Raw genomic sequence first — 25,899 nt, forward strand, 5'->3', positions numbered from 1 at the left:
ATGTGAGGCCGCGATGGGCGCGGCCCGATCGACAGACAGGAGACAATCATGGCGACCATCGGCACCTTCACCCGCACCGGCGACGGCTTCACCGGCACGGTCTCGACGCTCACCCTCGACGCCAAGGTCCAGGTCCGGCCGGCCGAGAAGAGCAGCGACAAGGCCCCCGACTTCCGCATCTTCGCCGGCCGCGCCGAGATCGGGGCGGCGTGGAAGAAGACCTCGAACGAGGGCCGCGACTACCTCTCGGTCAAGCTCGACGACCCGTCCCTGCCGGCGCCGATCCTGGCGAACCTCTTCGAGATGGAGGGCGGCGAGTTCGAGCTGATCTGGTCCCGCCCCAACGGCAACCGCAGCCGGGAGTGAACAGCCAACGGCGCCCCGCCCTGCCGGGCGGGGCGCCTCCCTCCCACCAAAGCCGCGATACCGCCAGTCCGAATCGCCGGATCGTGCTATCCGATCCCTGAGAGTGCCGCCCAGCGTGCCCGTGTTGACACACGGTTCGCCCCTTCCAGCGGCCAGCTGGGACATCATGGCGACGATCTTCTTTTCCTACTCCCACGCCGACGAGGCACTGCGCGACCAGCTCGAAAAACACCTGTCTGCGCTGAAGCACGAGGGCCTGGTCGAAACCTGGCACGATCGGCGCATCCCAGCCGGCGATGTTTTGGACGACGCGATCAGTGCCGAACTTGAGCGCGCCGATGTCATCCTGCTTCTCGTCAGCGCAGATTTCCTCGCTTCGAGATACTGCTTCGACATCGAGATGCGCCGCGCCATGGAGCGACATGCGGCAAGGGAAGCGCGGGTCATCCCTGTCATCCTGCGTCCTTGCGACTGGCACGGCACGCCGTTCGGCAAGATCGCTGCAACACCGGATGACGGAAAGCCAGTCCGGTCGTTCGCCGATATGGACGAAGGCTTTCTCCAGGTGGTGCGCGCTATCCGGCGGGCCCTGCAAGCCAGCGCCCCGACTGCGCCGCCGGCGCCGCCGAGCCGGACGGCTACCAAGCCGCACCCACAACAGCCCGTTCGTCCGGCACCCAGGTCCAGTAATCTTGGGTTGCCGCGACGCTTCACCGATATCGATCGTGACCGCTTCCGTGACGAAACCTTCGAGTTCTTTGCCGCCTTCTTCGAAAACTCCTTGAATGAGTTGGCGCAGCGACACCCCGACGTCGAGGCGCGCTTCAAGCGCATTGATGCCGAAGCGTTCACGGCGGCGCTGTACCGCGGCGGAAAGAAGGCGGCATCCTGCCACATCTTCCTTGGAAAGCTGCCGGACGGAATTGCCTATTCGTCGTCAGAAAGCCAAGCTCGCAACAGCTACAACGAAATCCTCAACGTCGAAACTGATGAACACGGCCTGTTCTGGCGTCCGATCGGCATGAACATTCGCAGCCAGGATGCGGCACGTCTCATGCCGCAGGCGGCTGCCGAGGCGTACTGGGAGCTCTTCCTGCGCGATATGCGGCGGTGACGAGGGCAGGACGCCCATCGGTAGCACGAAAGGCAGCGCATGCATTTGTGGCCCCCGGTGACTCTCCGTCCCATCGAGGAACTGTCCCCAGGCGAAGCATTCCTGCTGCTCGACCTGGCATCACCCGCCGTGGGCTTCTGCGCGCAGGACGCTGCTGGCGGAGCCATGGCGGACGGCGCGCTACTCGTCCTGCTGAACAGCAGCGCAGATGGCTTGCCCGAGTTTGTTTGGCCGCATGCGCTTCAGGCGTCGTCCGTCCTCTCGTTCGGCGCCGCTGTCCGCTTCCACTTCGACCCGACAAGTCCTCGCATCCGGCTCGCAGCGTCAGGCGGTAGCTGCGAGGGCTGCCTGATCGTCCGCAGGTCCGGCGTCGTCCTGCGCGTGCCTCAACGGCGCGGGGGCATGCGGTTGGGGTCGCGCGATGTCGACATCGCATCCGGCAAGATCACCGCCGGCGGGAGTGGAAGTGGGGATGTCGCCATCACGGACTGGGACCTGCGGCTGTTGCCCGCCGACCCTGGCGGACAGCCAATCGTCCTGTTCCGGTTCGCAGCGCCGACCTGAGCCGCGTTTCGGCTGTGGTGCTGGCGATTGGCCACCGCGTCCCCTAGCCTGGGCCGGACAGCAACAATAGCCGAGGTTCCCCGCGCGTGCCCGTGATGACGCTCGCCGACGCCATTTCCCGTTTCGGTGCCTCGCTCAAGGCAAAGCTCTCCGGCAAGGCAGCGGTCGGCGCACCGGAGGACCAGCTCCGCGCGCCGCTCGAGACACTGATCGCCGACCTCGCCGCCATCCTGTTGTTCAAGGCGGGAGACGTGGTCGCGATCGGCGAAACCACGCTGTCCTCCCTGAAGACCCGGCCCGACTACGCCGTCCGGGCCCGCAATGCCCTCGTCGGCTTCATCGAGGTCAAGGCGCCGGGCAAGGGCGCCGACCCGCGCCGCTTCAAGGACGAGCACGACCGCGACCAGTGGACCAAGCTCAAATCCCTACCGAACCTCATCTACACCGACGGCAATGCCTTCTCGCTGTGGCGAGACGGCGCGCTCCAGGGCGAGATCGTCCGGCTGTCCGGCGACGTGGAAACCGCCGGTGCCGCGCTCACCGCGCCGGACGCACTGACCCGCCTGTTCGGCGACTTCCTGCGCTGGGAGCCGATCCCGCCGACCAATGCGCGCGCGCTCGCTGCACTCAGCGCTGGCCTGTGCCGCCTGCTGCGCGACGAGGTCACCGAGCAACTCGATCAGAAGGTCCCGGCGCTCACCGGCCTCGCCGAGGACTGGCGCCGCCTGCTGTTCCCCGAAGCCAGTGACGAAGACTTCGCCGACGGCTACGCGCAGGCCGTAACCTTCGGCCTGCTGATGGCGCGCGCGCAGGGCATCGTGCTCGCCGATGGCCTGGACCGCGTCGCGAAGGCGCTGGCCAAGACCAACACGGTGATCGGTGGCGCCTTCCGCGTGCTGACCGACGATGTCGACGGGCAGGAAGCGCTGAAAACCTCGCTCGGTACCCTCACGCGCGTGCTCGATGCCGTGGACTGGGCCGCCATCGGCGAGGGCGACCCCGAGGCCTGGCTGTATTTCTACGAGCACTTCCTGGAGGCCTACGACAACGACCTGCGCAAGCTCACCGGGTCCTACTACACGCCGCCCGAGGTGGTCACCGCGATGGTGCGCCTGGTCGATGACGTGCTGCGCGACCCGGCGCGCTTCGGACAGCCGGAGGGCCTTGCCTCCAACGAGGTTACGCTGGCGGACCCGGCCGTCGGCACGGGCACCTACCTGCTGGGCGTCCTGCGGCGCATCGCGGAGACCGCGCGCGCCGATGGCGCCGGCACCGTGCCGGGCGTCATCCGCGCGGCGCTGAAGCGCATCATCGGCTTCGAGTTGCAGTTCGGCCCCTTCGCCGTCGCGCAGCTGCGCCTGCTGGCGGAGGTCGCCGACCTGCTCAAGGTGAAGGGGACGGTGCCGTCCGACGTGCATCTGCGCCTCTATGTCACGGACACCCTCGGCAATCCCTATGCCGATGAGGAGTACATCCCGCAGATCCTGAAGCCGCTCGCGGAATCCCGGCGGGAAGCGAACAAAGTGAAGCGGGCGGAGCCGATCACCGTCGTCATCGGCAATCCGCCCTACAAGGAAAAGGCGAAGGGGCGCGGCGGGTGGGTGGAGGCCGGCAGCGCGAATGCGACCGAGGCCGCGCCGCTCGCGCGCTGGATGCCGCCGCCCGAATGGGGCGTGGGCGCGCATTCGAAGCATCTGCGCAACCTCTATGTCTATTTCTGGCGTTGGGCGACGTGGAAGGTGTTCGGCGATGCGGCGGCCGCGCCGCAGGCGCGCGCGGACCGGCGCGGAATCGTGTGCTTCATCACCGTGGCGGGGTTTCTCAACGGGCCGGGCTTCCAGGCGATGCGCGCCGATCTGCGCCGCACGGCGGATGAGATCTGGGTGGTGGATTGCTCGCCGGAGGGGCATCAGCCCGCCGTCGCCTCGCGCATTTTCCAGGGCGTGCAGCAGCCGGTGTGCATCGTGCTGGTGGCGCGCACGGGCAAGGCGGATGCCAGCAAGCCCGCCCGCGTGCGGTATCGCGCGCTGCCGGTCGGGCGGCGGGAGGAGAAGTTCGCGGCGCTGGCGACGCTGACGCTCGACGGCGAGGGCTGGATCGAGTGTCCGGAGGAGGAGCGCGCGGCCTTCCTGCCGGCCGCGACGGGCGGGTGGGCGACCTATCCGGCGCTTGATGCGCTGTTCGCCTACAACGGTTCGGGCGTCATGCCGGGGCGCACCTGGGTGATCGCGCCGGATCGCTGGTCACTGGAAGAACGGTGGAAGCACCTGGCGGCCGAGCGCGATCCGGCGCGGAAAGAACTGCTGTTTCACCCGCACGGAACCGAAGGCGATCTTGGCGATCGCCACACCGGCAAGGTCCTGACCGAGGGGCTATCCGGGCACGACAATCGCCCGCTTTCCGTCGCGAAGGACAAGGGGTCTATCGTCGCTCCGACACGCTACGGCTTCCGATCCTTCGACCGCCAATGGATCATCCCCGACAATCGCCTGCTGAACCGACCGAACCCGACGCTGTGGCGCACGCATTCAGAGAAGCAAGTCTACCTGACGGCGCTGCATAGGACGTCGCCCAGCACCGGCCCAGGCATCTCCTTCACAGGCTTCGTCCCAGATCTCGACCACTACAATGGTCGCGGCGGCCGCGCTTTTCCGTTGTGGGCCGACAGTGCCGCGACGGCCCCGAACATCCCCGCCGCGGTGCTGGCCGCGCTCTCTTCTGCGCTCGGCACGCCCGTCTCCGCGCCCGATCTCCTCGCCTACATCGCCGCCGTCGCCGCGCACCCGGCCTATGTCACCCGCTTCGCGACCGACCTCGTGCAGCCCGGCCTGCGCATCCCGCTCACCACCGACGCCGCGCTGTTTGCCGAGGCCGCACGCCTTGGCCGTCGCGTCATCTGGCTGCACAGCTTCGGCGAGCGCTTCGTCGATGCGTCCGAGGGCCGCCCCGCCGGCGCGCCACGCCTGCCCGCCGCCGAACGCCCGACCATCCCGGAAGACGGCGCTATCCCGGCCGACCCCGCTGCGATGCCGGACACGATCCGCCACGACGCGACCACGCGCCGGCTGCATGTCGGCCAGGGCCATGTCGACAATGTCTCGCCAGCGGTCTGGGACTACGAAGTCTCCGGCAAGCAGGTGCTGACGCAGTGGTTCAGCTATCGCGGCCGCGACCGCTCGCGCCCGATCATCGGCGACCGCCGCAAGCCCTCGCCGCTCGGCGACATTCAGCCATCTGGCTGGCTGCCGGAGTACACGGCGGAACTGCTCAACGTGCTGAACGTGCTCGGCGGCCTGGTCGCGCTGGAGACCGCGCAGGCCGACCTGCTGGAGCGCATCTGCAACGGCGCCACGCTGCCGGCCTCGGCGCTCCAGGCCGCGGTTGCGGCGGAGGCGACGACGGCGCCCCCCGCACGGCGAGGTCGCCGGCGCGTGGCGGCGCAGGGCGATCTGCTCGGCGGCAACGATCCCTGAGACGCCGGCGGCGCGCCGCTCAGCCGTTGCGCTGCGCGTTGCGCCAGGCCGTCCAGTCGACGATGCCGTGGTCGCGCAGGACCTCGACCGCCTCCGGTCCGGCAACGCCGCAGAACACCACCAGGTTGGGATGGGCGGAGCGCGCGCTGGGCACGAACAGGCCGTCGCGGCCGTGGAAATGCGCGGCCTCGGCGATCTCCTGCGTGCGCGGATATTCGAGCTGCCGCTCGCTGTAGGACAGCTGGCCGAAGGCGTTGGTCTTGAGACCCAGGCCCGCGAGCACTTCGAGGGATGCGATGCGCACGCAGGCGTCGAGCGTGACGCGAAGCTCGTGCAGGCCATAGCGCACCTGGGACGGCATCACCGGCTGGCCGCGGCTGAGATGGAAGAACATTTCGGCCCGCGCGCCATCCTCATGCGTCGAGGTATAGAGCACCTCGAAACTGCGATCATCCCAACGGCCGCCCACCGCGCTGCACTGCGTTGGGTCGCGCCCTTCGCGCACGACACGCCACACAGGGCCGCTCCAGGCCTCCCGCGGCAACGCCTCGACGGCGTCGAGCAGATGGTTGTCGCGCGGGGAGCGAGCCGCGGCCATGCGTCAGAGATACACGTCCGAGTCCAGCCGATCGAGGATGCGCAGGATATCCTCGGACCGATTCTGGTTGATCAGGTCAATGGCGCGCTGGCCATCGAGCTGCGGATGGCGTGCATAGAGCCAAGTGCGGATTTCGTCAGCGCTGTAGTACTCCGTGAGGCGCTGGACGATGAAGTGCAGGTCGGACAGCACCAGCTGCGTGTCCGGCTGCGGCTTGACCGTGCCCGACTTCCAGCGCGAGACGGTGGCCTTGGAGACATCGGCGATATTGGCGATGTCGGTGCCCGACAGGCCGCCGAACTCATTCAGATCGTCGATGTAGCGGGGCATTGCGCCCGATTTGCCGCTCACGGCTGCCCCTTTGCGGCCTTGGGTGCTCCTCCACTCCGAAGCGCGGCCACGCGTGCGCGGGGCACGTCGTTGCCGCGGGTCTCGTGAATGGTCTCGAGCGTCGTGCGGATTTTCTCAGTCGTCCGGCTATGCTCTGCGAGTCGCTTCATCAGGGCTTCCGGATCGATGTTGTGGCGCGCTGCTTCGGCGGCGTCCGGGCGCAACGCCTTGATCTCGCGCGCCGTCCGGTCGGCCTTCGCCATGGGCCCGTCGTGGCTGAGAAAGTACGTCTCGCGGCGAAGGTCCGGCACGGCCTCCAGCTTCGCGATGCTGTTGAAGAACTGCCGCGCCGCATGGCCCCGCGGATCGGCGACCATGCTGTCGTACCCATGCTTGCAGCACGCGCGATCAGCGCATCCGCAGATGCGGCGGCCATTCTTCGCGCTGGCGAGAACGTCGAGCTCGCTGCGCGTCAGCGTGCGGTTGAGGCCGGGTATCGAGAGCCGCACCGCGCGGCCGAACTTCGCGTCGTCGGGACGCGGTTTGGCTGGCTTGTGCCAGTCGCCCGTGTCGAAGCGCTCGCGCTCGCCAATGCCCTGCGCAATGCCGGAGACCCCGCCGAACGCTAGGGCCGCCTGGCCTGGCAGCCCGCCCAGTTGATCGGCGATCACGGGCTTGCCGAGGTTGTGCAGCCCCGCCACGGCCGAAAGGTAGCGGCTCAATTGCAGGGGACCGGCATCGGCGCCCAAACCCGCGACGCGCAGCCAGACGTAGTCGATGGGAAGCGCGGCCAGCGTCGCGACCAGGATGCCGCGCTGGTTCGGCTGGTTCAGCACCGCGTTCGGAACGATCAGCGGATAGTCGATCGCGATGCCCTGGCCCCCCTCGCGGTCGAGTGCTCTCCGCAACGCGAGGCAGGCGTCGCGATCCACCGAGAACCAATCGCGGAATGCCGGATCGCCCAGGTGATGCGCCGGCGACAGGACAGCGGTGACGCCTGATGAGACCGCCAGGCGCGCGATCTGGCCGATGACGTCGGACTTTGCGTCGGCCCGGAAATGATCGGGGCCGAGCGGCCCGGCACCTTCGGGCAAGGCCCATGGTGCGGTGCGAACCCGCCCGGAGTGCCGCCCGACGCTGGCGAGCTCTGCCGCTTCGGTGTCCAGGACGATCTCGCCGCCGGCGTCGCGGACTGCCGCGATAAGCTCTTGCTGGTGGCGCAGGCGGGAGGCTTCAACGACCAGGCGGCGGGCGGGCAAGTGCCCTGCTCCATGAAGATCCGCGAGCTTCCGATGGGCCTCGCCGACCCAGAGATAGGTTGCGATCGGCGACGAAGGGGCCGGGGACGGCTTCGGGAAGGGGAGGATCTGGGCGGCCACAGCGCACCTCGCGCATCTGAGTTTCACGAGAAACTATCTGTGAAACGCCAATGCGTCAAGGAAGAGCGGGCTTCGGTGTACCCCGCCTCGGGATTGAGGGGTTGTGGGCATCTACCGCGGCTTGCCCGCGGTGCCGGAGCGACCGCCACGGCGAAGCGGAGCGGCGGCATCGCTCTCGCCGTCCGGCGCGACAAGCGCGACGTGGCTCACTCCGAGCGCGGACGCCAGCTCGAAGAGCGTGACGACCGTCGGGTTACGGCGGCCGCGTTCCAGGCTGCTCAGATATTGCTGGCTGAAGCCCGAGGTTTCGGCGAACGCCTCCTGCGTCAGGCCCTTCTCGAGCCTGATCCGCCGCACGTTCCTCCCCACCAGCCGGCGCATGTCCATGCCGGCACGGTCGGGGCGCTACATACTTTGAGTTTATCACCTATAGTATGTATCGACTGGGACCCCGAAAAAGCGCTTGGGGGATGGCGCATTGCGCACCAGTCGACGACGCTGATGAGGTGCGTGCACCGAGTCGTCGATGCTGAGAGGAGCTTGCATGGGCAGCAGGAAGATCCTCGACAGGCCGCCAGACGAGCCGACCGTCACCGAGTACGATCTCGCCCACAAGGTGATCTATCTCCGTCTGCTTGATGCCGCCGCCGATCAGGCCGATTGGCGCGAGGCAAGCCGCCTCGTTCTTGGCCTGGACCCGGCGCGCGACCCTGACCGCGCAAAGCGCATCCACGACAGCCACTTGGCCCGCGCCCGGTGGATGACCGAGGCCGGTTATCGCGACCTGCTGCGGCAGAGCTCGACAAACTGACCGGCGTTGCACCCACGGCAACACGGTTTGCCTGGCGTGCGCCTGGACAACACACGGAATGGTCGCATGTCTCGGCGTGCTGCGCGCGGAGCGTGTGCTCCGCGCTGTGTCGGAGCCTTGCCATGCCGTCGCGAGACTGGCGGTCGGCGGCCGCCTATGCCGATCTGGAGAACGCCTCGGCGCGCGATCTCGCCTGGGAATTCCTCCGGCGCAACCCGCGCTATGTGCGCGACTGGGAACAGCTCGACGACCGGCGGCCCGACGACGCGGCCAGCGCCGTCGCCGAGCGCTGGGGGTTGCGATTTCGCGGCCGACCCGGCGGTCGACGCGCGCAGCGCAACGGTCATCTGGGCGCCGACCATCTCTACCGCCACCGTTGCGCTGTCGGCCTTGCCGCCGTCCTTCTCGCCTCCCTTGCCGGCTGCCCTGCCGCCCTTGAATTCACCGCAGCTGGGGAGTGACGGGCTGCACGGAACCGTAGGGACGCCGCCGCTGCCGGTCTGGTTGATCGGCGATCCGCCGCCCGATGCGCCGCTCGGCGTCTTGGTGCCGCTCGACGCCCTCACGCCAAAGCGCCTGGCTGCTGCGCTGCAGTTCTGGACTGCGCTCCGGGGTCGACCCACGCGCGAGCGCGCTCTTTCGCGCAACCGCCGACGCGTCCTGATCAACCGCCTGCGCGCACTCGATGGCGATGCGGAGGGCGCGAGCATCCGCGACCTTGCTGTCGGCCTGTTCGGACCGGCCCGCGTTCCCCGGGGCGCCGTCTGGAAGAGCCACGATCTGCGCAGCCGCACCCTGCGCCTCCTCTCGGCTACCCGCGCGCTTCGAGATGGCGGCTACCGCGACCTGCTGACCGCCGGAGGCAGCATACGCCTCTGACCTCCGCACGGGGTCCGCTTTCGCCGGCGCCGTCTTCGGACTCCCCCACTGCGACCACGCTTCGCCAGCCTCCGACCTGACCGCCGCGCCCCATGCGCGGCATCCGACAGCATCACCGGAGGCTCCCGATGCCCGACCCGAATGCCGGCCTGCCGCCGCGCTACCTCCGCACGCCCGAGGCCGCGCGCTTCCTCGGCCTGTCCGGCCGCACCCTCGAGAAGCACCGCACCTACGGCACCGGCCCGCGCTACTCGAAGCTCGGCGGTCGAGTTGTCTACGCCGTCACCGATCTCCAGGCCTGGGTAAACCGCGGCACCAAGGCCTCGACCAGCGATGACACGGGCGAGACCGTGCTGCCCGCCAAGCGCCATGCCGCCGTCTCGCCGGCCTACGCCGGCGCCGCACGTCGCTGACCCGACGATGCACGGCGAGCGCACCCCCAGCGAGCGGCTCAGGCTGAGCCCATTCGACGCCCTGCCGGACGAGGGACCGCCGCGCCGCGACCAGCGCGATCTGATGGAGCGGCCGTTCTTCTCGCTGGCGAAAGGCCGCCGCGTCGCGCCGATCCTCTACCGCGCCGGCGACATCGAGGTGCAGGTCCATGCCGTTCCCGAACACGGCATGGCGACCATCTGGGATGCCGACGTGCTGATCTGGGCCGGCTCGCAGATCGTCGAGGCCGCCGACCGAGGGCTCGCAGCCTCCCGGTTCATGCGCTTCGCGCCGCACCAACTGCTGACCGCCATCGGGCGCGGCACCGGCCAGCACCAGTACCTGCTGCTGAAGGCGGCGCTCGCCCGCCTCCAGTCGACCGTCATCCGCACCACGATCCGGCACGGCGCGCACTGGCGACGCCAACAATTCTCCTGGATCAACGAGTGGGAGGAGCGGGTCACCGCCTCCGGCCGCGCCGACGGCATGGAGTTCGTGCTGCCGGACTGGTTCTACCGCGGCGTCCTCGATCGGCAGCTCCTGCTGACCATCGATCCGGCCTACTTCCGCCTTACGGGAGGCATCGAGCGCTGGCTCTACCGTGTCGCGCGCAAGCACGCCGGGCATCAGCCGTTCGGCTGGGCGTTCGAGTTCCGGCACCTGCACGCCAAGTCCGGCAGCCTCGCGCGCTTCGCCGACTTCGCACTCGATCTCCGCCGGATCGCCGCCCGCCAGAGCCTGCCGGGCTATCGCCTCGCCATCCGCCGCGATGCCGGCGGCACCGAATTGTTGCGGATCACGCCGTGCAGCCGCCACGCCGGCCCTGTGGATAACTTGTGCAGGCCTGTGGAACCGCACGGCAGATCAGGCGCAGGAGATTCGGCAGATCAGGCGCAACCGACACGGCAGATCAGGCGCACGAACCACCCGCAAGCCGTTGCAGCACAAGCGGAAGTCTGGCCCGTAAAGACTCTAATTGAGTCTAATTCTAATGAAGGTAGGCCCAGCGCGGTCGGTGGAAAACACGACCGGGACGGGGAGCGGGAGGCGGCGCCATGGCGGCGCTGACCCGCGTCGAGCTGCTGTGGCTCGAGGGCCGCGTCGAGCGCTGGATCCGCTTCGGGCGGATCGCCGAGGAGACGATCCTCGACCGCCGCCGCCGCGTCGTCGCCTTCGCGGCGGGTGAGGTCTTCGCCTTCGTCCGCTGGGCGTCCAATGGCTACGGAACCGTAGTCAGCCGCATCGACATCCTGCGCGCGGTCGCGCCCGGCGAGGCCTACAGCACGATCGGCTTCGTGGAGCCGGGAGCGGAGATCCTGCTGCGCATCTCCGGCTGGCCGAAGGTCAATGAGGCGCTGCGCGGGATCGGCGCGGTCGAGCAGACGGGCGTCGCGCCCGAGGACGCCTGCCCGGACCACTGGCGGCACGTGATGAACCGCCTCGCGGCGGGCGAGCCGCCACGCGCTTACACGCGCGAGCGCCACCGCGCCTGGCTGCTGCGGCGGAGGATCGACGCGTGACGGCACGGCGGAGAAGGCGCACGGCGCCCGTCGTGGCCATGCTCGCCGGGCTGGGGCTGATCGCCGTCCCGGCGGTCGCGGGTTGGCAGCCGCGCATCATCTGGAACGCGTCGGCGAGCGTGCCGCTCGGCCTCTACGTCACGGTACCTGCTGACCGCATGGCGCTGGGCGACCTCGTCCTCGTCCGCCCGCCCGAGACGCTGGCGGCGTTCCTCGCCGAGCGAGGGTATGTCGCGCGCGGCGTGCCACTGCTGAAGCACGTCGCAGCCCTGCCGCCGCAGATGGTGTGCGTAGAGGGTCACGCGATCATCGTCGACGGCGGGACGGTCGCACACCGCCGCGGCACGGACCGCCTGGGCCGCGTGCTGCCGACCTGGCACGGGTGCCACAGGCTGGAATCCGGCGAGGTGTTCCTCCTCAACCCCGCTGAGCCGGACAGCCTCGACGGCCGCTACTTCGGGCCTCTCCCGCGCACGAGCATCGTCGCCCGGCTGCGTCCGGTCTGGATCACGGGGCGCGGACCATGAGCACGACGCCACCTTCCCACGCACGCCCATTGGCGACGCGCGGCGCTCCGGCAGGGCGCGCTGGACAGCTCGCTTCCTCCCTCCCGTCCCGGTCGTGGCCCTGCATCGCAGCCGTGCTGCTGCTGGTCAGCCTGCCGCTGTCCGCGCTGGCGGCGCAGACGATCCATGCTGCCGAGATCGCTGCCGCATCGCAGCGCTTCGGTATCCCGGAAGGCTGGATCAGGGCGGTGATGCGCGCGGAGAGCGCCGGCGATCGGCACGCCGTGTCGCACCGCGGCGCGATGGGGCTGATGCAGGTGATGCCGGCGACCTGGGCAGGCCTGCGCGCGCTGCACGGCCTCGGCGCCGATCCCTTCGCGCCGCACGACAACATCCTGGCGGGCACCGCGTATCTGCGCGAAATGCTGGACCGGTTCGGATCGGTGCCGCTGATGCTGGCGGCCTACAATGCGGGGCCGCGTCGCGTAGAGATGCATCTGGCCACGGGGCAGCCGCTGCCGGCGGAGACGCGCGCCTACGTCGCAGCTCTCGCGCCGCTGCTCACCGGTGACGCCGGCACCGCTGCGGTTGGCCAGGTTGTGCTGCGTTCTGCACGCAACGCTGACGGCATCTTCGTGCGGCTCGGCGGTGACGACATGGCACCGACGCGGTCGATCTTCGTGCCGGTTGGCGGTGCGACGATCGCAGCCGACACACCAGCCGCGCAGCCATTCGTCGGCCGAGCCGGAGCAGCGGAGGCGCATGAGGCCGACGGTCCGGGGGGCCATCGCGGCTCCATCTTCGCCATCCGTCGCAGCCCGGGCGGTGCACCATGAGCGATGGCGTTGGGCCGCAGGGCATCGTGCGGCCCTGCAGTCTCACCCATGTCACACGTGCGCGCACGCTCGGGTGCGTCTGTCGTGCTGCCGGCTACTCCAGGACCGACCACCAAAGCGATGGAGGCGGCGAACTGAGGAACCCCGACCGCAGATTGCCAGATAAAAGCAGGGCTGGCGGTCGGTCGTATGTGTCTGATCCAGCATGGCAATTCGTGTCCCGCTCCAAAGTGGCGGCTGGCGCTTCCTGCGAAAAACCAAGGCGGATCAACGGCCTAAGCGCCAGCCGCCGCTGCGCGCCGGCGGATCGGCGGCCATGACAGCCCGCGACGACGACCTGCATGTTCGCCCCGGCCGCATCGTCGATACGCGTGCGCCGACCCGCCGCGCGCGAAGCTTCGTCGGCCAGGTCATGCGGGCTGTCCGCAAGGCCGGCCACACCGGCCCCGGCTTTGGTGGCGGGACGCGCGGCAGCAGCCGCTCGCGCTTCGGGCGGGGCCGCGCCGCCGCCGCACAGGCCGCGCTCCGCTCACCCTCGCGACGCGTCGTGATCAAGGCGCGCGTCGTGCGCCACCAGGGGACGCGCTACCGATCCACGTCGCTCGCGACCCACATCAGCTATCTCCAGCGCGACGGGGTGACCCGTGACGACGCCAAGGCGCGGCTCTTCGACGCGGGCTCGGACAACGCCGATGCCCGAGACTTCGCGGAGCGCTGCACGGATGACCGCCACCACTTCCGCATCATCGTCAGCCCGGAGGACGCGCCCGCCCTCGCGGACCTCAAGGCCTGGACGCGCGACCTGATGCGCCAAGCCGAGCAGGATCTGGGCAGCTGCCTCGACTGGGTCGCGGTCGATCACTGGAACACCGACAACCCCCACGTCCATGTCCTGGTGCGTGGCCGCGCCGAGGATGGCGGCGACCTTGTGATCGCGCGCGACTACATCGCGCGCGGCTTCCGTGGTCGCGCCGAGGCGCTCGTGGAACTGGAACTCGGGCCACGGACCGAGAGGGAGATCCGCAGCGCGCTGGAGGCCGAGGTCGGTGCCGAGCGCTGGACGGGTCTCGACCGAGCCCTGCGCGCCGCCGCCGATGAGGCGGGCGGCATCCTGGACCTGCGCCCCGGCGGCGCGGACGCTGCCGATCCGGAACTCCGTCGGCTGATGATCGGCCGGGCGCAGACGCTGGAGCGGTTCGGCCTCGCCGAACGCCATGGACCTGCGGTCTGGACGCTCAGGCCCGGCATCGAGGAGACGCTTCGTGACCTCGGCACCCGCGGCGACATCATCAGGACCATGCACCGCGCCATGCAGGGCCTCGGTGCCGAGCGCGCGGCAGGCGAGTTCGCGATCCATGGTGACCGGCCGGAACCGATCATCGGTCGCCTAGTGGAACGCGGTATCGCCGACGAACTCAAGGGCAGCGGCTACGCGATCATCGACGGGATCGACGGCCGCGTGCACCACCTTCGCTTCGCGGACATCGACGCGACAGGCGACGGGCAACCGGGTGCGGTTGTCGAGCTCCGGCGCTACCAGGATGCCGGCGGGCGGGAGCGCAGTGCCATCGCCGTACGGTCGGACCTGCCGGTCGAGGCCCAGGTCACCGCCGACGGCGCGACCTGGCTGGACCGGCGCCTGCTGGACCGCGAGGCGCTGCCGCTCGTCGGGCAGGGGTTCGGCGCCGCGGTGCAGGACGCGCTCGCGCGCCGGACGGAGCATCTCGTGACCGCCGGTCTCGCGCGCCGGCAGGGTCAGCGCGTGATCTTCGCGCGCGATCTGCTCAACACGCTGCGCCAGCGCGAGCTGGAGGCGGCTGCCGCGCGGGTGACGGCCGAGACGGGGAAGCCGTGGCGGCCGGTGCGGGAGGGGGACAGCGTCGCCGGGGTCTTCACCCGGCGCCTCGACCTGGCCTCGGGGCGTTTCGCGATGATCGACGACGGGCTCGGCTTCCAGCTCGTGCCGTGGAAGCTATCGATGGAGCGGCAGCGGGGGCTGGCCGTGGCGGGGAGCATTGCGCCCGGCGGCAGTCTCGAGCTCGTGCCCGCACGCAAGCGAGGCCTCAGCCTCTGACCGCATGCCGCGCCGCTGGATCGGCCCGGTAGGGTCCCCCGCCGCTTCGCGCGATGCGCTCGCCGTGGCTACGACGCAGGTCCGCGACGACTTGAACACGAGCACGACGATCGCGCACGTCTGGCGGCATGGTCGCTGCGCTCGTCACACACCCATGACCGCCACCAAGATCCTCTGGGGTCAGGTCCTGGTCGTCTTCCTGATCGTGCTCGCCGCGGTCTGGGGCGCGACGCAGTGGGTCGCCTGGCGCCTCGGCTACCAGGCGCAGCTCGGCCACCCAATGGACGTCTGGGCGGGCGTGCCTGTCTACCCGCCGCCCGCCTTCTTCCTGTGGTGGTACTGGTACGACGCCTACGCGCCGCAGGTCTTTTACGAGGGCGCCATCATCGCCGCGGCCGGGGGCTTCGCGGCAATCGGCATCGCCATCGGCATGTCGGTGTGGCGCGCCCGCGAAGCGCGGGACGTCACCACCTACGGCTCGGCCCGCTGGGCGACGGAGCGGGAGGTGCGGGACGCCCGGCTCCTCGCCCCCGACGGCGTGGTGCTCGGCTGGTTCGCCCAGCGCTACCTCCGCCACGACGGGCCGGAGCACGTGCTGTGCTTCGCGCCGACACGCTCCGGCAAGGGCGTGGGCCTAGTCGTGCCGACCCTGCTGACCTGGCCGGGCTCGGCCATCGTGCACGACATCAAGGGCGAGAACTGGCAGCTCACCGCCGGCTGGCGGGCGCGCTTCGGCCGTGTGCTGCTGTTCGACCCCACCAACCCGGCGAGCGCCGCCTATAACCCGCTGCTCGAGGTCCGCCGCGGCGACAGCGAAGTGCGAGACGTGCAGAACATCGCCGACATCCTGGTGGACCCCGAGGGCGCGCTGGAACGGCGGAACCACTGGGAGAAGACCAGCCACTCGCTGCTGGTCGGCGCCATCCTGCACGTCCTCTACGCTGAGCAGGACAAGACTCTCGCCGGCGTGGCGGGCTTCCTCTCCGATCCGCGCCGCCCGATCGAGCGCACGCTGGCGGCGATGATGACGACGCCGCATCTGGGCGACCGGCCGCATCCCGTCGTCGCCTCCGCCGCGCGCGAGTTGCTCAACAAGTCGGACAACGAACGATCCGGCGTGCTCTCGACGGCGATGAGCTTCCTCGGCCTCTACCGAGATCCGGTCATCGCTCAAGTCACACGTCGCTGCGACTGGCGCATCGCCGACCTGGTCGAGGCACGCGAGCCGGTCACGCTCTACCTCGTCGTCCCGCCCTCCGACATCGTCCGCACCAAGCCGCTGGTGCGGCTCGTGCTGAACCAGATCGGCCGCCGCCTCACCGAGGCTCTGGAGAACGAACGCCGCCGCCACCGCCTTCTGCTCATGCTGGACGAGTTTCCCGCGCTTGGGCGGCTCGACTTCTTCGAGAGCCAGCTCGCTTTCATGGCAGGCTACGGCATCCGGTCCTTCCTCATCGCACAGTCGTTGAACCAGATCGAGCGCGCCTACGGGCCGAACAACGCGATCCTCGACAACTGCCATGTCCGCGTCGCCTTCGCGACCAATGACGAACGCACGGCCAAGCGCGTCTCCGATGCGCTCGGGACGGCGACGGAGATCCGCGACAGCCGGAACTACGCGGGGCATCGTCTCTCGCCATGGCTCGGCCACCTCATGGTCAGCCGCCAGGAGACTGCGCGGCCGCTGCTGACGCCTGGCGAGGTGATGCAGCTGCCGCCCACTGACGAGATCGTCCTGGTGTCGGGCTGCCCGCCGATTCGCGCGTGGAAGGCCCGCTACTACGAGGACCAGCAGCTGCGCGCGCGCGTGGTGGCGCCGCCGGACCCCGTGCCGGCTGCGTCGTGTTCGAACCGTGAGGATGACTGGAGCGCGCTGAAGCCGGTCGTGCGTGAGGCAGCACCATCAGCCGCCGGCACGAATGATGATACCGACGGAGGCATCCGACGGGAGCCGACCGTGCCTGAGCACGAGCAGATCGCGCTCGAGCCAGGGCCGCCGCCCGAGAAGGAGTTCGTCTTCGCGGAGGAAGACCAGGAAGACGATGCCGCGCGCACGCGCTCCCTGGCGGCGCGCGCACGCCGCGTGGCGCGCCAAGCGGCTCTCGATCCCGACGACGGCATTGCGCTTTGAGCCGCGATGCGCACGAAGGCGACGTTCCGGCTACCGCCCGACCTGATGCACCGCCTCGCCGACTATGCGGCACGAAAGCGCGTTAGCCAGGCAGTCGTAGTCGAGGCCGCGCTGGCGAGCTTCCTCTCCCCTGACAACGCCGAGCGTCTCGAAGCCGCGCTCACCCGGCGGCTCGACCGCCTGACCCGCAGCGCAGAACGGCTTGAGCGTCACGTCACCGTCGGCAACGAGGCCGTCGCGCTGTTCGTCCGCTTCTGGCTCACCTCCACGCCACCCTTGCCCGACACGACGCAGGCCGCTGCGCAGGCGAAGGGCAAGGAGCGCTACCAGAGTTTCGTCGAGGCCCTCGGGCGACGGTTGGCAAAGGGGCAGGTGCTGGCGGATGAGGTCGTCCGCGAAACGCCCAGCGAAAAGCCAGACGCTACTTGACGGCCGGCAATGGGCCGAAGGCTGCCTGTCCGGTTCGGACGCGATAGGGCTCAAAACGGGCACGTTCGCAGCTTCCGGCGGTCTTGCCCCCGGGCGTGATGATCGCTCAAAGGAGAATTGCGAGCGAGCCGCATCAACATCGGCGAACGGAATAGGGAGGTGCGGGCGATTAAGTCCGCGCCATCAAATATAGAACTTGAAGGGCAGCTTTGGTTCGCCGTCCATCGGCGCGGATATCAGTACGTCGCCCACGGCGTTCGCAAAGCGGATCGTGACCGGCAGACGGTCGTTGTGCAGACACGAATTGAAATTGATCTTGGTCAGACCCAGCACGTCCTGGAGGACCGTATTCAATGGGCAGTCGCCGCGAAGCACCTTCACCGAAATCGGATTGGGGGTTTCCGGTCCCATGTAGGTGTCGAGCCGCGGCGCGTATCCCGAGGTCCACAGGAACGCCTGCCGCTCGCCCACTTGCAGCGCTGTCCCCCTGACGACCGGGTAATTGCCCGGCCGAAAGAGCTTGAGGTCGTCACGAGCCTCGGCGATCTGGACCCCGACCAGATTGGTCGACGTCCCACAGCTCGCCAGGAAGCCTTTCCACTCCGGGTCCGTGAAGGCGGACTTCGCGTGAATGAAAAGCTCGCGCGGCGGCCCGTCATGAAGGCGCGTGTACTCCCCGACCACCATCTCGATGAGAGACTTGGCGGCGGCTTCGTCCAGGTGAAACTGCTTGGTATCGGTCTGAAACCACGGACCTAGCGCGCCACGAAACACAACGCCCTCGCCATCGGCGAGGAACATCTGGGCCGCGCAGCAGGCGTGGCGCTTGTCGCTGGTCAGCTCACTGCGCTTGTAGACCAGACCGACATAGCAGACACCCGGCCGAACGTCCGCGAGCTGCCACGGCTTGCCACCCGCCTTGTAATAGGCGCCCGTACCCAGCTTCCAGGCTATGGTCGCGGCGTCCTCGACGCGCCGAGTCGGCATGCCGTTGTCCCGCCGGAATTCCTCCGGCGCTAAGGTCGTCTCCCGCACGATCTGCGTGACGATCCTCTCCTTCAGCAGCCGCGCCTTGAGCTGACGACGAAAATGCGTCGCGTAGAGGTAGACTTCGGCCTCGCGTTCGTCCTCTCCGAACAAGGTCGGCTGCACTTGCAGCTGGCGTGCCCGGCTCTGGCTGATCGTGACGTCGCCGGCGATGCGCTCGCCCTTGCGCACAGACGACTTGGGTCGGCCGAGTTCGTACACGGCCTCGGGGATGACCACGAACCACACCGCAGGCGGGTGTTCGAGCCGGTTGTTCTCGTTAACCAGCCGGCTGACGAAGAGATCAACGGTCTTGCGAACGGCCTCATGCCTATTGGCTAGATGCAGCGCCTTGTCGATCACTACGGCATCGAGATCAGCCACGACGGCCGCCGGCGTGTCCGGCCACTCGGCGTGAAAGGCCTCCGCGAAGCCCGGGAAGGGCACATGTTGGGGTTCGATCGCTCTCGACCTCCGGCCCGGCGGCGGCACGTCGATAAAGCCTCGCAGGCGCTTCGACCACGCGTTGAAGCGACGAACGCCCTCCGCTGTCCCGATCACGCCGAAGCGAACGGCTTTCAGCTGCCCGACATCGCCCACCGGGCCATAGAGAAAGAGGCCGTCGCGCGGATACGCGAGCTTTTGTCCATAGCGAAACTCAAGCAGCGGCTCGCCGAGATGCATCAGACGCGGCTCGAAAACGTTAGGGCTCTTCCTCACCGGTCGCTTGCGGGCCGTCGAAGCCCTCTTCCGCTTCGTATTCGTCGATGTCGTCATCGTCGCTCGGGTCATCATCGTCGTCCTCAACGGGATCTGCTTCGGTCGGGATGCTGACGGGCGCCATCCACGAGACCGGAGGGAGCTTGAGCACAAGAGCTTCATCGCCGTTGACCGCCGCGCTCAGCACATCGCCGCCGTCCGCAAGCCAGTGAAGAAAGGCCAGCAGCATGTCCCGCCAGCGCCGGTTTCGCCATGTCTTGGCGAAGGATCGGCGTAGCCGGTGCATCTTCGCAGGATCATCGAACGGCTTCTGGCCGTCCTGCGTGAAAATCAGGCGGCTTAGAATGCGGACATGCCGAAACGGCGCGGTGCGTGCCGCCACGCTGACGCCGAAGTGCCAGTTCATCTGGCGCTTCGCGGAGACGCCCTGAATCTGGCGAAGGCCGGCGATATCACCCCAGCGGAATGCCACTTTTGTCGTCGGGGCAAGGTCGACGGGCGGCCACCAAGCCTGCTGCCATCCCGACATTCGGTAGCTCTTCAACCCCTTGCTTCGAAACAGTCCCTCCAGGGCTTGCCGCGCGAGGTCGGAAAACTTGTTTCGGGCATCCCAACGGGCGATGTCGAACTTCGTCCAGCCACTCTCGACGAACCCCTCGGTACATAGCTCGGCCTCAAGCTTGAGCGGAAGATGCGCGCCAAAGTGGTCCTGCAGATCGTGGAAGCGGGCGAATGTCAGGAAGCCGCGTCGGAATGGGACGAGCGGCCAAGGCGCGTCCTTCATGCGCGCTTGCGCCAGGCTTTCGGAGCCGGCCCTGAAATCGAAATACCGAATCCTGGACGGCAGCCGCTCGATCGCCACCCAATTCGAGACGAGCCGCTCGGGCGTGGCGGCGACCGCTCGGCTGTGAAGAAGCTGAATCTCGCGCCATATGGCGCTGTTGTCCGTGGCGCTGCGGGGGACCTGATAGGTTTGATCAAGCGTTTCGAGAAGCTCGGCCAGACCGAGGGCCCAGCCGCGCTGAAAGTCGATGTATTGCGCATGCGCGATCAGGAACGGCGCCTCGAAGGGCGTGAGCCTGAGAGGGATCACGAATTCCTTGTCACCGATGTTGCGCGCGACGTCCGACGCGATCTGGATCTCGTTGCGTACGCCCTGCTTGTCGACGGCGCGCGGATTGGCGACCAGAAGCATCTTGCGCGCCCGGTGCCGGAGCGCGTGCTCCAGTTTTCGCTGCCAGTCGTCACCGCCGCGCAGCCGCAGCACGTCAGCCCAGACCTCATACCCCATGGCCGACAGCTTTGCGCCGAGCCATAAAGTAAAGGCGTTGTCCTCCGGCGCGGCGTGGCTGATGAACAGTGCGGGCCGATCGGCCGCCTCAGTGACTGACCCGGGAGCACGCGCGGCCTGCGGCGGTGAACCCTTCATCGGCTTCGCGCGACTCCTCTCGCTTGTTTAAGTGCGCTTACCTTAGCCGAACCGCTATTTAAGCCAAGCCGTCATTGCTTAAATAAGCTCCCGCCCCCATAATCGGGGCCATGGTCGAGGCTCGTACCGCTTCACGCTTAGGCCGCTACGTCGAAACGCCGGTTGCAGGCGAGATCGTGCGCGCCTTCGTCCCCCCGGCGCTGCCGCCGCAGCCGCAGATCGACGTGCTCGGCCTTCTTGATCGACTGACGCTCGCCGAACGGGCCTTGGGTCGCCTCGACGGCATCACTATGCTGCTGCCCCGCCAAGAGCTGTTCCTCTACATGTATGTGAGGAAGGAGGCGGTGCTGTCCTCCCAGATCGAGGGCACCCAGTCCACCTTGTCGGATCTGCTGCGTTTCGAAACCGAGGCCCAGGCCGGCCAGCCCGTCGACGACATCCGAGAAGTCTCCAACTACGTCGATGCGATGATGTTCGGGCTGGAGCGGCTCGAAACCCTGCCGCTCTCGCTTCGCCTCATCCGCGAAATGCACGCTCGTCTCCTGCAAAGCGGACGCGGTGAGACAAAGGACCCGGGCGAGTTCCGGCGTTCGCAAAACTGGATCGGCGGGACACGGCCCGGCAATGCGCTGTTCGTGCCTCCTCCAACGACCGAGCTGGGCGCCTGCCTCGATGCGCTTGAGCGTTTCATGCACGAGGAGGAGGCCAAGCTTCCCGCGTTGATCAAGGCGGGGCTGCTCCACGTCCAATTCGAAACCATCCATCCGTTCCTGGACGGCAATGGCCGCATCGGCCGCCTTCTCGTCACGCTCTACCTCTGCCTCAACGGCGTGCTGCGCAAGCCGCTGCTCTACCTCAGCCTCTATCTCAAGACGCATCGCGCCGACTATTACCGGCTGCTCCAGGAAGTGCGCGAGCATGGCGCCTGGGAGGCCTGGCTCGAATTCTTCCTGATCGGGGTCGCCGACACCGCCAATCGGGCGTTCGACGCGGCGACGCGGATCGTCGACCTGTTCAAGGCCGACCGCGAACGCATCACTGCTGAGAGCGAACGGCCCGGTTCGGCGCTCCGCGTCCACCACCTCCTCCAGCAAAATCCCTATCTCACCGCCAACCACCTGGTCGCCCACACGGGCCTTTCCGCGCCGACCGTGAACGCAGCGCTCGCCGATCTCGAGCGGCTTGGCGTGGTCGAGGAAGTCACCGGGCGGAAGCGCGGCCGCGTCTTCGGCTATCGCCGCTACCTCGCCATCCTCGCCGAAGGCACCGAGCCACTGCCGGCGGGAAACCCCTGAAAGGACCGACGTGCGTCTCGAGACCGTCACCCTCTCCAACTTCCGCTGCTTCGGGCCTGCCCCGATCACAATGTCCGTCGCCAGCGAGATCACGGCAATCGTCGGGCCGAACGCGGCGGGGAAGACGGCGCTCCTTCATGCCCTGTCGAAACTCTTCGGGGTCTCTCGGGCGCAGCGAACCATGCAGCGATCGGACTTTCACGTCGGCGCCGACGACGATCCCGACGACCGGGCGCCGAAGGACCTCTTCATCGACGTCCTGATCGGCTTACCCGAGCTTGCTGATGATACCGCGACCGCCGAAACGGTCGCCCCCTCCTTCCGCCACATGCAGCTGGAACGGGCCGGCAAGTCGCCGGTCTGCCGGCTCCGCCTCGAAGCGCGATGGGAGGATGACGGCACCGTCGAGGGCGAGGTCTCGCAAGAGCTCTTCTGGGTCGACACGCTGGACAACACGCCGGCGGCCGACAAACGCCAACCGGTTTCCGCCGCCGATCGCGGTCTCATTCAGCTCTATTACACGCCGGCGAGCCGTGACGCGGCCGCGCAGGTGCGGGCCACGGCCGGCGCGCTCGCGGCGCGGCTGCTTCGCGCGATCGAATGGTCAAGCGAGACCGAAGAGGCCGTCCAGGAAGCCGGCGAGAGCCTTTCCGCCGCCTTCGAGGGTGAAACGGCGATCACCGCCATCAGCAAGGCGCTGGAGACACGCTGGTCCGGGCTGCACGACGAGGTGGTCGACACCAAGCCGAGGCTCAGCTTGGTCAGCCGCCGCTTCGAGGAGATCGTCAGCAAAATCGCCGTGATCTTCGAACAGGGACCCGACGGCCGTGAACGGGGGCTCGACGCCTTGAGCGATGGCCAACAATCCCTGTTCTATTTCGCGCTCGCCGCCGCGGTGTTCGATCTGGAGCGCGAGGTTGTCGCCGGCGACGTCGAGGGCTTCCTCGACGATCAGCTTCGTATTCCCGCGCTTACCCTCTTCGCCCTCGAAGAACCGGAAAACCACCTTTCACCCTACTTCCTGGCGCGCATCATCCAGCAGGTCCGGTCGCTGACCGAAAGCGGCAACGCGCAGGCGCTAGTGACCAGCCATTCGCCGGCCGTGCTGAGCCGCATCAATCCGCGCGAAGTCCGCTATTGCCGCTGCGATCCGCAGACGCGCATCTCCACGATCAAGACGATCAAGATGCCGCCCGCCCTCGACGAAGAGGCCAAGTTCGTTCGCGGCGCGGTTCTCGCCTATCCCGAGCTCTATTTCGCGCGCTTCGTTCTGCTGGTCGAAGGCGATTCCGAGCGCATCGTCCTGCCGCGCCTCGCCGAGGCGCTCGGCCTTCTGATCGATCCGGCATTCGTTGCGATCGTTCCGCTCGGCGGCCGCCACGTTCAGCACTTCTGGCGACTGCTCAATCATCTGGGCATTCCCCATGCAACGCTTCTCGACCTTGACCTCGGCCGTGAGGGAGGCGGGTTCGGCCGCGTCAAGACGGCGATCCAAAAGCTGATCGATGTCGGCGTGCCGAAAGCCAAACTGCTCGCGCTGAGCAACGGATCACAACTTTCCGATGGCGATCTCGCGAAGATGCATGAGTGGCAGGGAGCCGACGGGCTCGACAACCTCAAAGGCTGGATCGACTCGCTGAAGCCGCATGGCGTCTTTTTCTCAGCGCCGCTCGACCTCGACCTGGCCATGCTGAACGCATTCCCCGAGGCCTATGCCGCGACGATTCCCAAAGGCGGCGGGCCCAAGATGGCCGTCGACAAAGCTGCCGAGGCGGTGCTCGGCACAGCCGGGCCGGGCCTGGCCCTCTATGCCGGCGCGTTCGAGGCCTATCCGAACCTGCTGCCCGCCTATCGCTACCACTTCCTCACGCACAGCAAACCGGCGACGCATCTGGCGGCCCTGACTCATATCAAGGCCACAGCGCTGCGTGACGGCATGCCTCCGATCCTGGCGGAGCTCCTGAAGCACATCGTCGGCAATCTGCGGCGCGACTGACGTGGCCGTTCTCGCCCGGCGCGTTCGTCCTGACGACTGGACCCCGATCGGGGTTGAGGCCCTCGAAGCGAATGCGATGAAGGTCGTGCGCTCGACCGGCAATCGTTCGGTGATCGCCGGCCCCGGCGCGGGAAAGACCGAGCTCCTCGCTCAACGCGCCGCCTACCTGCTTCAGACCGGCGGCGCGCCCGCGCCACGGCGCATCCTCGCCATCAGCTTCAAGCGCGATGCAGCGACCAACCTCGCCGCACGGGTGCGGCAGCGCTGCCATCGCATCCATGCGGGCCGGCTGGACTCCCTGACGTTCGACGCCTTTTCAAAGGGCCTCGTCGATCGCTTCGGACAAGCCTTACCGCGGCGTTGGCGACCGCGCCCGGACTACGAAATCCTCTTCCCGACCGATGCGATGTATCGCAGCTTTCTGGATGAGCTTCCGACGCCGCCAACCGCGGTCGGCAGCCGCGCGGACATCATGGCGATTACGGTGAAGCGGTTCGAGCGTGGCCATCTGCTCGGCTCACCGCTTCCAGAAGGCGGGTGGCCGGCGACCAATCCCGAACAATGGGCGGCGGACCGGTTCTGGCAGTCGTCGCTGCACGAAGGCAATGCAACCTACCTGTCCTTCCCGATGCTGGGCCGGCTTGCGGAACTGCTGCTTCGCATCAACCCGATGGCGCGCCGCGCGCTGCAACTGACCTATTCGCATCTGTTCATGGACGAGTTTCAGGACACGACCCAGGTTCAGTATGATCTCGTTCGGACCATCTTCCTCGGCACCGACGCCGTGGTCACTGCGGTCGGTGACAACAAGCAGCAGATCATGCGCTGGGCAATGGCGATGGAAGACCCCTTCGCCGCTTTCGATGCGGATTTCGGCGCCAAGCGCACGCCCCTCTATAACAATTATCGGTCGTCCCCGGCGTTGGTGCGCATCCAGCATGTCCTGGCCCAAGCGCTCGACGCGCAGGCGGTCGAGGCTTTGTCCAAAACGGCCGGCACCGTGCCTGGCGATAGCTGCGCGATCTGGGACTTCTCGACGCCCCAAGTGGAGGCCGAACGGCTTGCCACCTTCGTCGCCGCCGAGATGAAGGCTCACAACCTCGCGCCACGCGACTTCGTGCTACTGGTGCGTCAGAAGGCGGCTGACTATGCCGGTGTCCTGGAGCCGGCTTTCCGTAGAGGCGGACTTCCGCTTCGTAACGAAGCCGCGTCCATGGGCAAGGTCGCGCTGCAGGAACTGCTCGCCGAAGAAGCATCGACGCTGCTGGTCTACGTACTACGGCTGGCCATGACCAGGCGCGCAGGTCGGTATTGGACCGAATGTCAGGCGGCGCTCGCGGCGCTGCGCGGCATTTCGACCGATGACGAAGAGATGCAAGCCAAGCTGGCCCGCGAAATCGACGCCTTCGCTCTCGATCTTCTCCGCCGATTTCCCAAACCTGTCGCGACCGCCGCGGAAGCGCGCGTCTTGGTCGACTCGATACTGGACTTCGTTGGACGGGACCGCCTGATCGCGGTTCATCCCGCCTATGCGCAAGGCGACTGGTTCGCCAAGGTGACCGAGGCGACAACGCTTCATCTCCAGGCCTCCTGCGATGGGCAGTTGGCCTGGACAGATGCGCTCGACGCCTATGAGGGCCTGCACGCGGTTCCGCTCATGACCATCCACAAAAGCAAAGGTCTAGAGTATCACAGCGTCATCTTTGTTGGCCTCGACGACGGCGCATGGTGGAGCTTCGCCGGTGACCAGATCGAAGCGACGGCCGGCTTCTTCGTCGCGTTTACGCGGGCCAAGCAGAGGGTCGTGTTCACTTACTGCCCGCGACGCGGCACGCGGACCAGAATAGCTACCCTGTACAATCTCCTGAACAAGGCCGGGGTGCCGACTATTTCGATCGGCTGAAGTGCGGCCGGCCTTTGGATCATTCGAAGGCGCACCTCAAGGCGTTCACCAGCATCCTCCAGGCCGACGGCCATGGCGGCTTCCAGGG

The 25,899-nt window shown here is 67.9% G+C and carries 24 protein-coding genes; 18 read left to right on the top strand and 6 right to left on the bottom strand.

The features are described from left to right. Positions 1 to 48: 48 nt before the first annotated feature. The 4 genes from MWM08_RS07635 to MWM08_RS07650 all read left to right on the top strand — a co-directional run bounded on the left by MWM08_RS07635 (position 49) and on the right by MWM08_RS07650 (position 5,517). Entirely contained in the window at positions 49 to 366 is a 318-nt protein-coding gene (locus tag MWM08_RS07635) for a DUF736 domain-containing protein (RefSeq protein ID WP_149536470.1), read from the top strand. A 166-nt stretch (positions 367 to 532) separates the two neighbouring features. Then, a complete protein-coding gene (locus MWM08_RS07640; protein ID WP_244458861.1) occupies positions 533 to 1,480 on the top strand; it encodes a toll/interleukin-1 receptor domain-containing protein in 948 nt (315 codons plus the stop codon). Positions 1,481 to 1,537: 57 nt separating this feature from the next. After that, on the top strand, positions 1,538 to 2,044 hold the full coding sequence (locus MWM08_RS07645; RefSeq protein ID WP_244458862.1) for a hypothetical protein: 507 nt from the start codon (positions 1,538 to 1,540) through the stop codon (positions 2,042 to 2,044). Positions 2,045 to 2,139: 95 nt separating this feature from the next. Continuing rightward, complete coding sequence (locus tag MWM08_RS07650; protein ID WP_244458863.1) at positions 2,140 to 5,517, top strand: type ISP restriction/modification enzyme; 3,378 nt, start codon at positions 2,140 to 2,142, stop codon at positions 5,515 to 5,517. 19 nt (positions 5,518 to 5,536) lie between these two features. Here the strand turns inward: MWM08_RS07650 and MWM08_RS07655 are convergent, their stop codons facing one another. The 4 genes from MWM08_RS07655 to MWM08_RS07670 all read right to left on the bottom strand — a co-directional run bounded on the left by MWM08_RS07655 (position 5,537) and on the right by MWM08_RS07670 (position 8,211). Next, positions 5,537 to 6,115, bottom strand: coding sequence for an RES family NAD+ phosphorylase (locus MWM08_RS07655; protein WP_244458864.1), 579 nt, complete (start codon positions 6,113 to 6,115; stop codon positions 5,537 to 5,539). Positions 6,116 to 6,118: 3 nt separating this feature from the next. Continuing rightward, complete coding sequence (locus MWM08_RS07660) at positions 6,119 to 6,466, bottom strand: helix-turn-helix domain-containing protein (protein WP_244458865.1); 348 nt, start codon at positions 6,464 to 6,466, stop codon at positions 6,119 to 6,121. Further along, positions 6,463 to 7,704 (bottom strand): hypothetical protein, encoded by a 1,242-nt coding sequence (locus MWM08_RS07665; protein WP_244458866.1) that lies wholly within the window; start codon positions 7,702 to 7,704, stop codon positions 6,463 to 6,465. The genes MWM08_RS07660 and MWM08_RS07665 overlap by 4 nt, the downstream gene beginning before the upstream one ends. Before the next feature lie 231 nt (positions 7,705 to 7,935). Beyond that, on the bottom strand, positions 7,936 to 8,211 hold the full coding sequence (locus MWM08_RS07670) for a helix-turn-helix domain-containing protein (protein ID WP_244458867.1): 276 nt from the start codon (positions 8,209 to 8,211) through the stop codon (positions 7,936 to 7,938). Positions 8,212 to 8,368: 157 nt separating this feature from the next. Here MWM08_RS07670 and MWM08_RS07675 point away from each other — a divergent pair, with 157 nt between their 5' ends. The 11 genes from MWM08_RS07675 to MWM08_RS07725 all read left to right on the top strand — a co-directional run bounded on the left by MWM08_RS07675 (position 8,369) and on the right by MWM08_RS07725 (position 17,442). Continuing rightward, positions 8,369 to 8,635 (top strand): DUF2285 domain-containing protein, encoded by a 267-nt coding sequence (locus tag MWM08_RS07675; RefSeq protein ID WP_244458868.1) that lies wholly within the window; start codon positions 8,369 to 8,371, stop codon positions 8,633 to 8,635. A gap of 122 nt (positions 8,636 to 8,757) precedes the next feature. After that, complete coding sequence (locus tag MWM08_RS07680) at positions 8,758 to 9,096, top strand: transcriptional regulator domain-containing protein (RefSeq protein ID WP_244458869.1); 339 nt, start codon at positions 8,758 to 8,760, stop codon at positions 9,094 to 9,096. Between the two features lie 43 nt (positions 9,097 to 9,139). After that, positions 9,140 to 9,514: a DUF2285 domain-containing protein gene (locus MWM08_RS07685; RefSeq protein ID WP_244458870.1), complete on the top strand. Its 375-nt coding sequence runs from the start codon at positions 9,140 to 9,142 to the stop codon at positions 9,512 to 9,514. A gap of 128 nt (positions 9,515 to 9,642) precedes the next feature. Continuing rightward, positions 9,643 to 9,927 (top strand): helix-turn-helix transcriptional regulator, encoded by a 285-nt coding sequence (locus tag MWM08_RS07690; protein ID WP_137127624.1) that lies wholly within the window; start codon positions 9,643 to 9,645, stop codon positions 9,925 to 9,927. 7 nt (positions 9,928 to 9,934) lie between these two features. Further along, on the top strand, positions 9,935 to 11,014 hold the full coding sequence (locus MWM08_RS07695; RefSeq protein WP_244458871.1) for a replication initiator protein A: 1,080 nt from the start codon (positions 9,935 to 9,937) through the stop codon (positions 11,012 to 11,014). Continuing rightward, on the top strand, positions 11,002 to 11,466 hold the full coding sequence (locus MWM08_RS07700) for a DUF2840 domain-containing protein (RefSeq protein WP_244458872.1): 465 nt from the start codon (positions 11,002 to 11,004) through the stop codon (positions 11,464 to 11,466). Before MWM08_RS07695 ends, MWM08_RS07700 begins: the two co-directional genes overlap by 13 nt. Before the next feature lie 38 nt (positions 11,467 to 11,504). Further along, positions 11,505 to 11,993: a S26 family signal peptidase gene (locus tag MWM08_RS07705; RefSeq protein WP_244459923.1), complete on the top strand. Its 489-nt coding sequence runs from the start codon at positions 11,505 to 11,507 to the stop codon at positions 11,991 to 11,993. A 113-nt stretch (positions 11,994 to 12,106) separates the two neighbouring features. After that, entirely contained in the window at positions 12,107 to 12,808 is a 702-nt protein-coding gene (locus tag MWM08_RS07710) for a lytic transglycosylase domain-containing protein (protein WP_423816018.1), read from the top strand. A 316-nt stretch (positions 12,809 to 13,124) separates the two neighbouring features. Next, positions 13,125 to 14,882 carry a relaxase/mobilization nuclease domain-containing protein gene (locus MWM08_RS07715; protein WP_244458873.1) on the top strand — a complete coding sequence of 586 codons (1,758 nt, stop codon included), beginning with the start codon at positions 13,125 to 13,127 and terminating at the stop codon, positions 14,880 to 14,882. A 154-nt stretch (positions 14,883 to 15,036) separates the two neighbouring features. After that, positions 15,037 to 17,013: a conjugal transfer protein TraG gene (locus MWM08_RS07720; RefSeq protein ID WP_244458874.1), complete on the top strand. Its 1,977-nt coding sequence runs from the start codon at positions 15,037 to 15,039 to the stop codon at positions 17,011 to 17,013. 6 nt (positions 17,014 to 17,019) lie between these two features. Further along, entirely contained in the window at positions 17,020 to 17,442 is a 423-nt protein-coding gene (locus MWM08_RS07725; protein ID WP_244458875.1) for a CopG family transcriptional regulator, read from the top strand. Between the two features lie 183 nt (positions 17,443 to 17,625). Here the strand turns inward: MWM08_RS07725 and MWM08_RS07730 are convergent, their stop codons facing one another. Further along, positions 17,626 to 19,152 carry an argonaute/piwi family protein gene (locus tag MWM08_RS07730; RefSeq protein WP_244458876.1) on the bottom strand — a complete coding sequence of 509 codons (1,527 nt, stop codon included), beginning with the start codon at positions 19,150 to 19,152 and terminating at the stop codon, positions 17,626 to 17,628. 19 nt (positions 19,153 to 19,171) lie between these two features. Next, positions 19,172 to 20,617: a toll/interleukin-1 receptor domain-containing protein gene (locus MWM08_RS07735; RefSeq protein ID WP_244458877.1), complete on the bottom strand. Its 1,446-nt coding sequence runs from the start codon at positions 20,615 to 20,617 to the stop codon at positions 19,172 to 19,174. Positions 20,618 to 20,727: 110 nt separating this feature from the next. On the opposite strand from MWM08_RS07735, the gene MWM08_RS07740 reads away from it, so the two are divergent. The 3 genes from MWM08_RS07740 to MWM08_RS07750 are packed head-to-tail and all read left to right on the top strand — an operon-like array spanning position 20,728 to position 25,811. Beyond that, positions 20,728 to 21,912 (top strand): Fic family protein, encoded by a 1,185-nt coding sequence (locus tag MWM08_RS07740; RefSeq protein ID WP_244458878.1) that lies wholly within the window; start codon positions 20,728 to 20,730, stop codon positions 21,910 to 21,912. A gap of 10 nt (positions 21,913 to 21,922) precedes the next feature. Then, the gene (locus MWM08_RS07745; RefSeq protein WP_244458879.1) at positions 21,923 to 23,908 is read left to right on the top strand and encodes an ATP-dependent nuclease; all 1,986 of its coding nucleotides are present in this window, start codon (positions 21,923 to 21,925) and stop codon (positions 23,906 to 23,908) included. Between the two features lies 1 nt (position 23,909). After that, entirely contained in the window at positions 23,910 to 25,811 is a 1,902-nt protein-coding gene (locus MWM08_RS07750) for a UvrD-helicase domain-containing protein (RefSeq protein ID WP_244458880.1), read from the top strand. Positions 25,812 to 25,899 lie beyond the last annotated feature (88 nt).

It is taken from the genome of Roseomonas fluvialis (assembly GCF_022846615.1).
Classification (GTDB): Bacteria; Pseudomonadota; Alphaproteobacteria; order Acetobacterales; family Acetobacteraceae; genus Neoroseomonas; species Neoroseomonas fluvialis.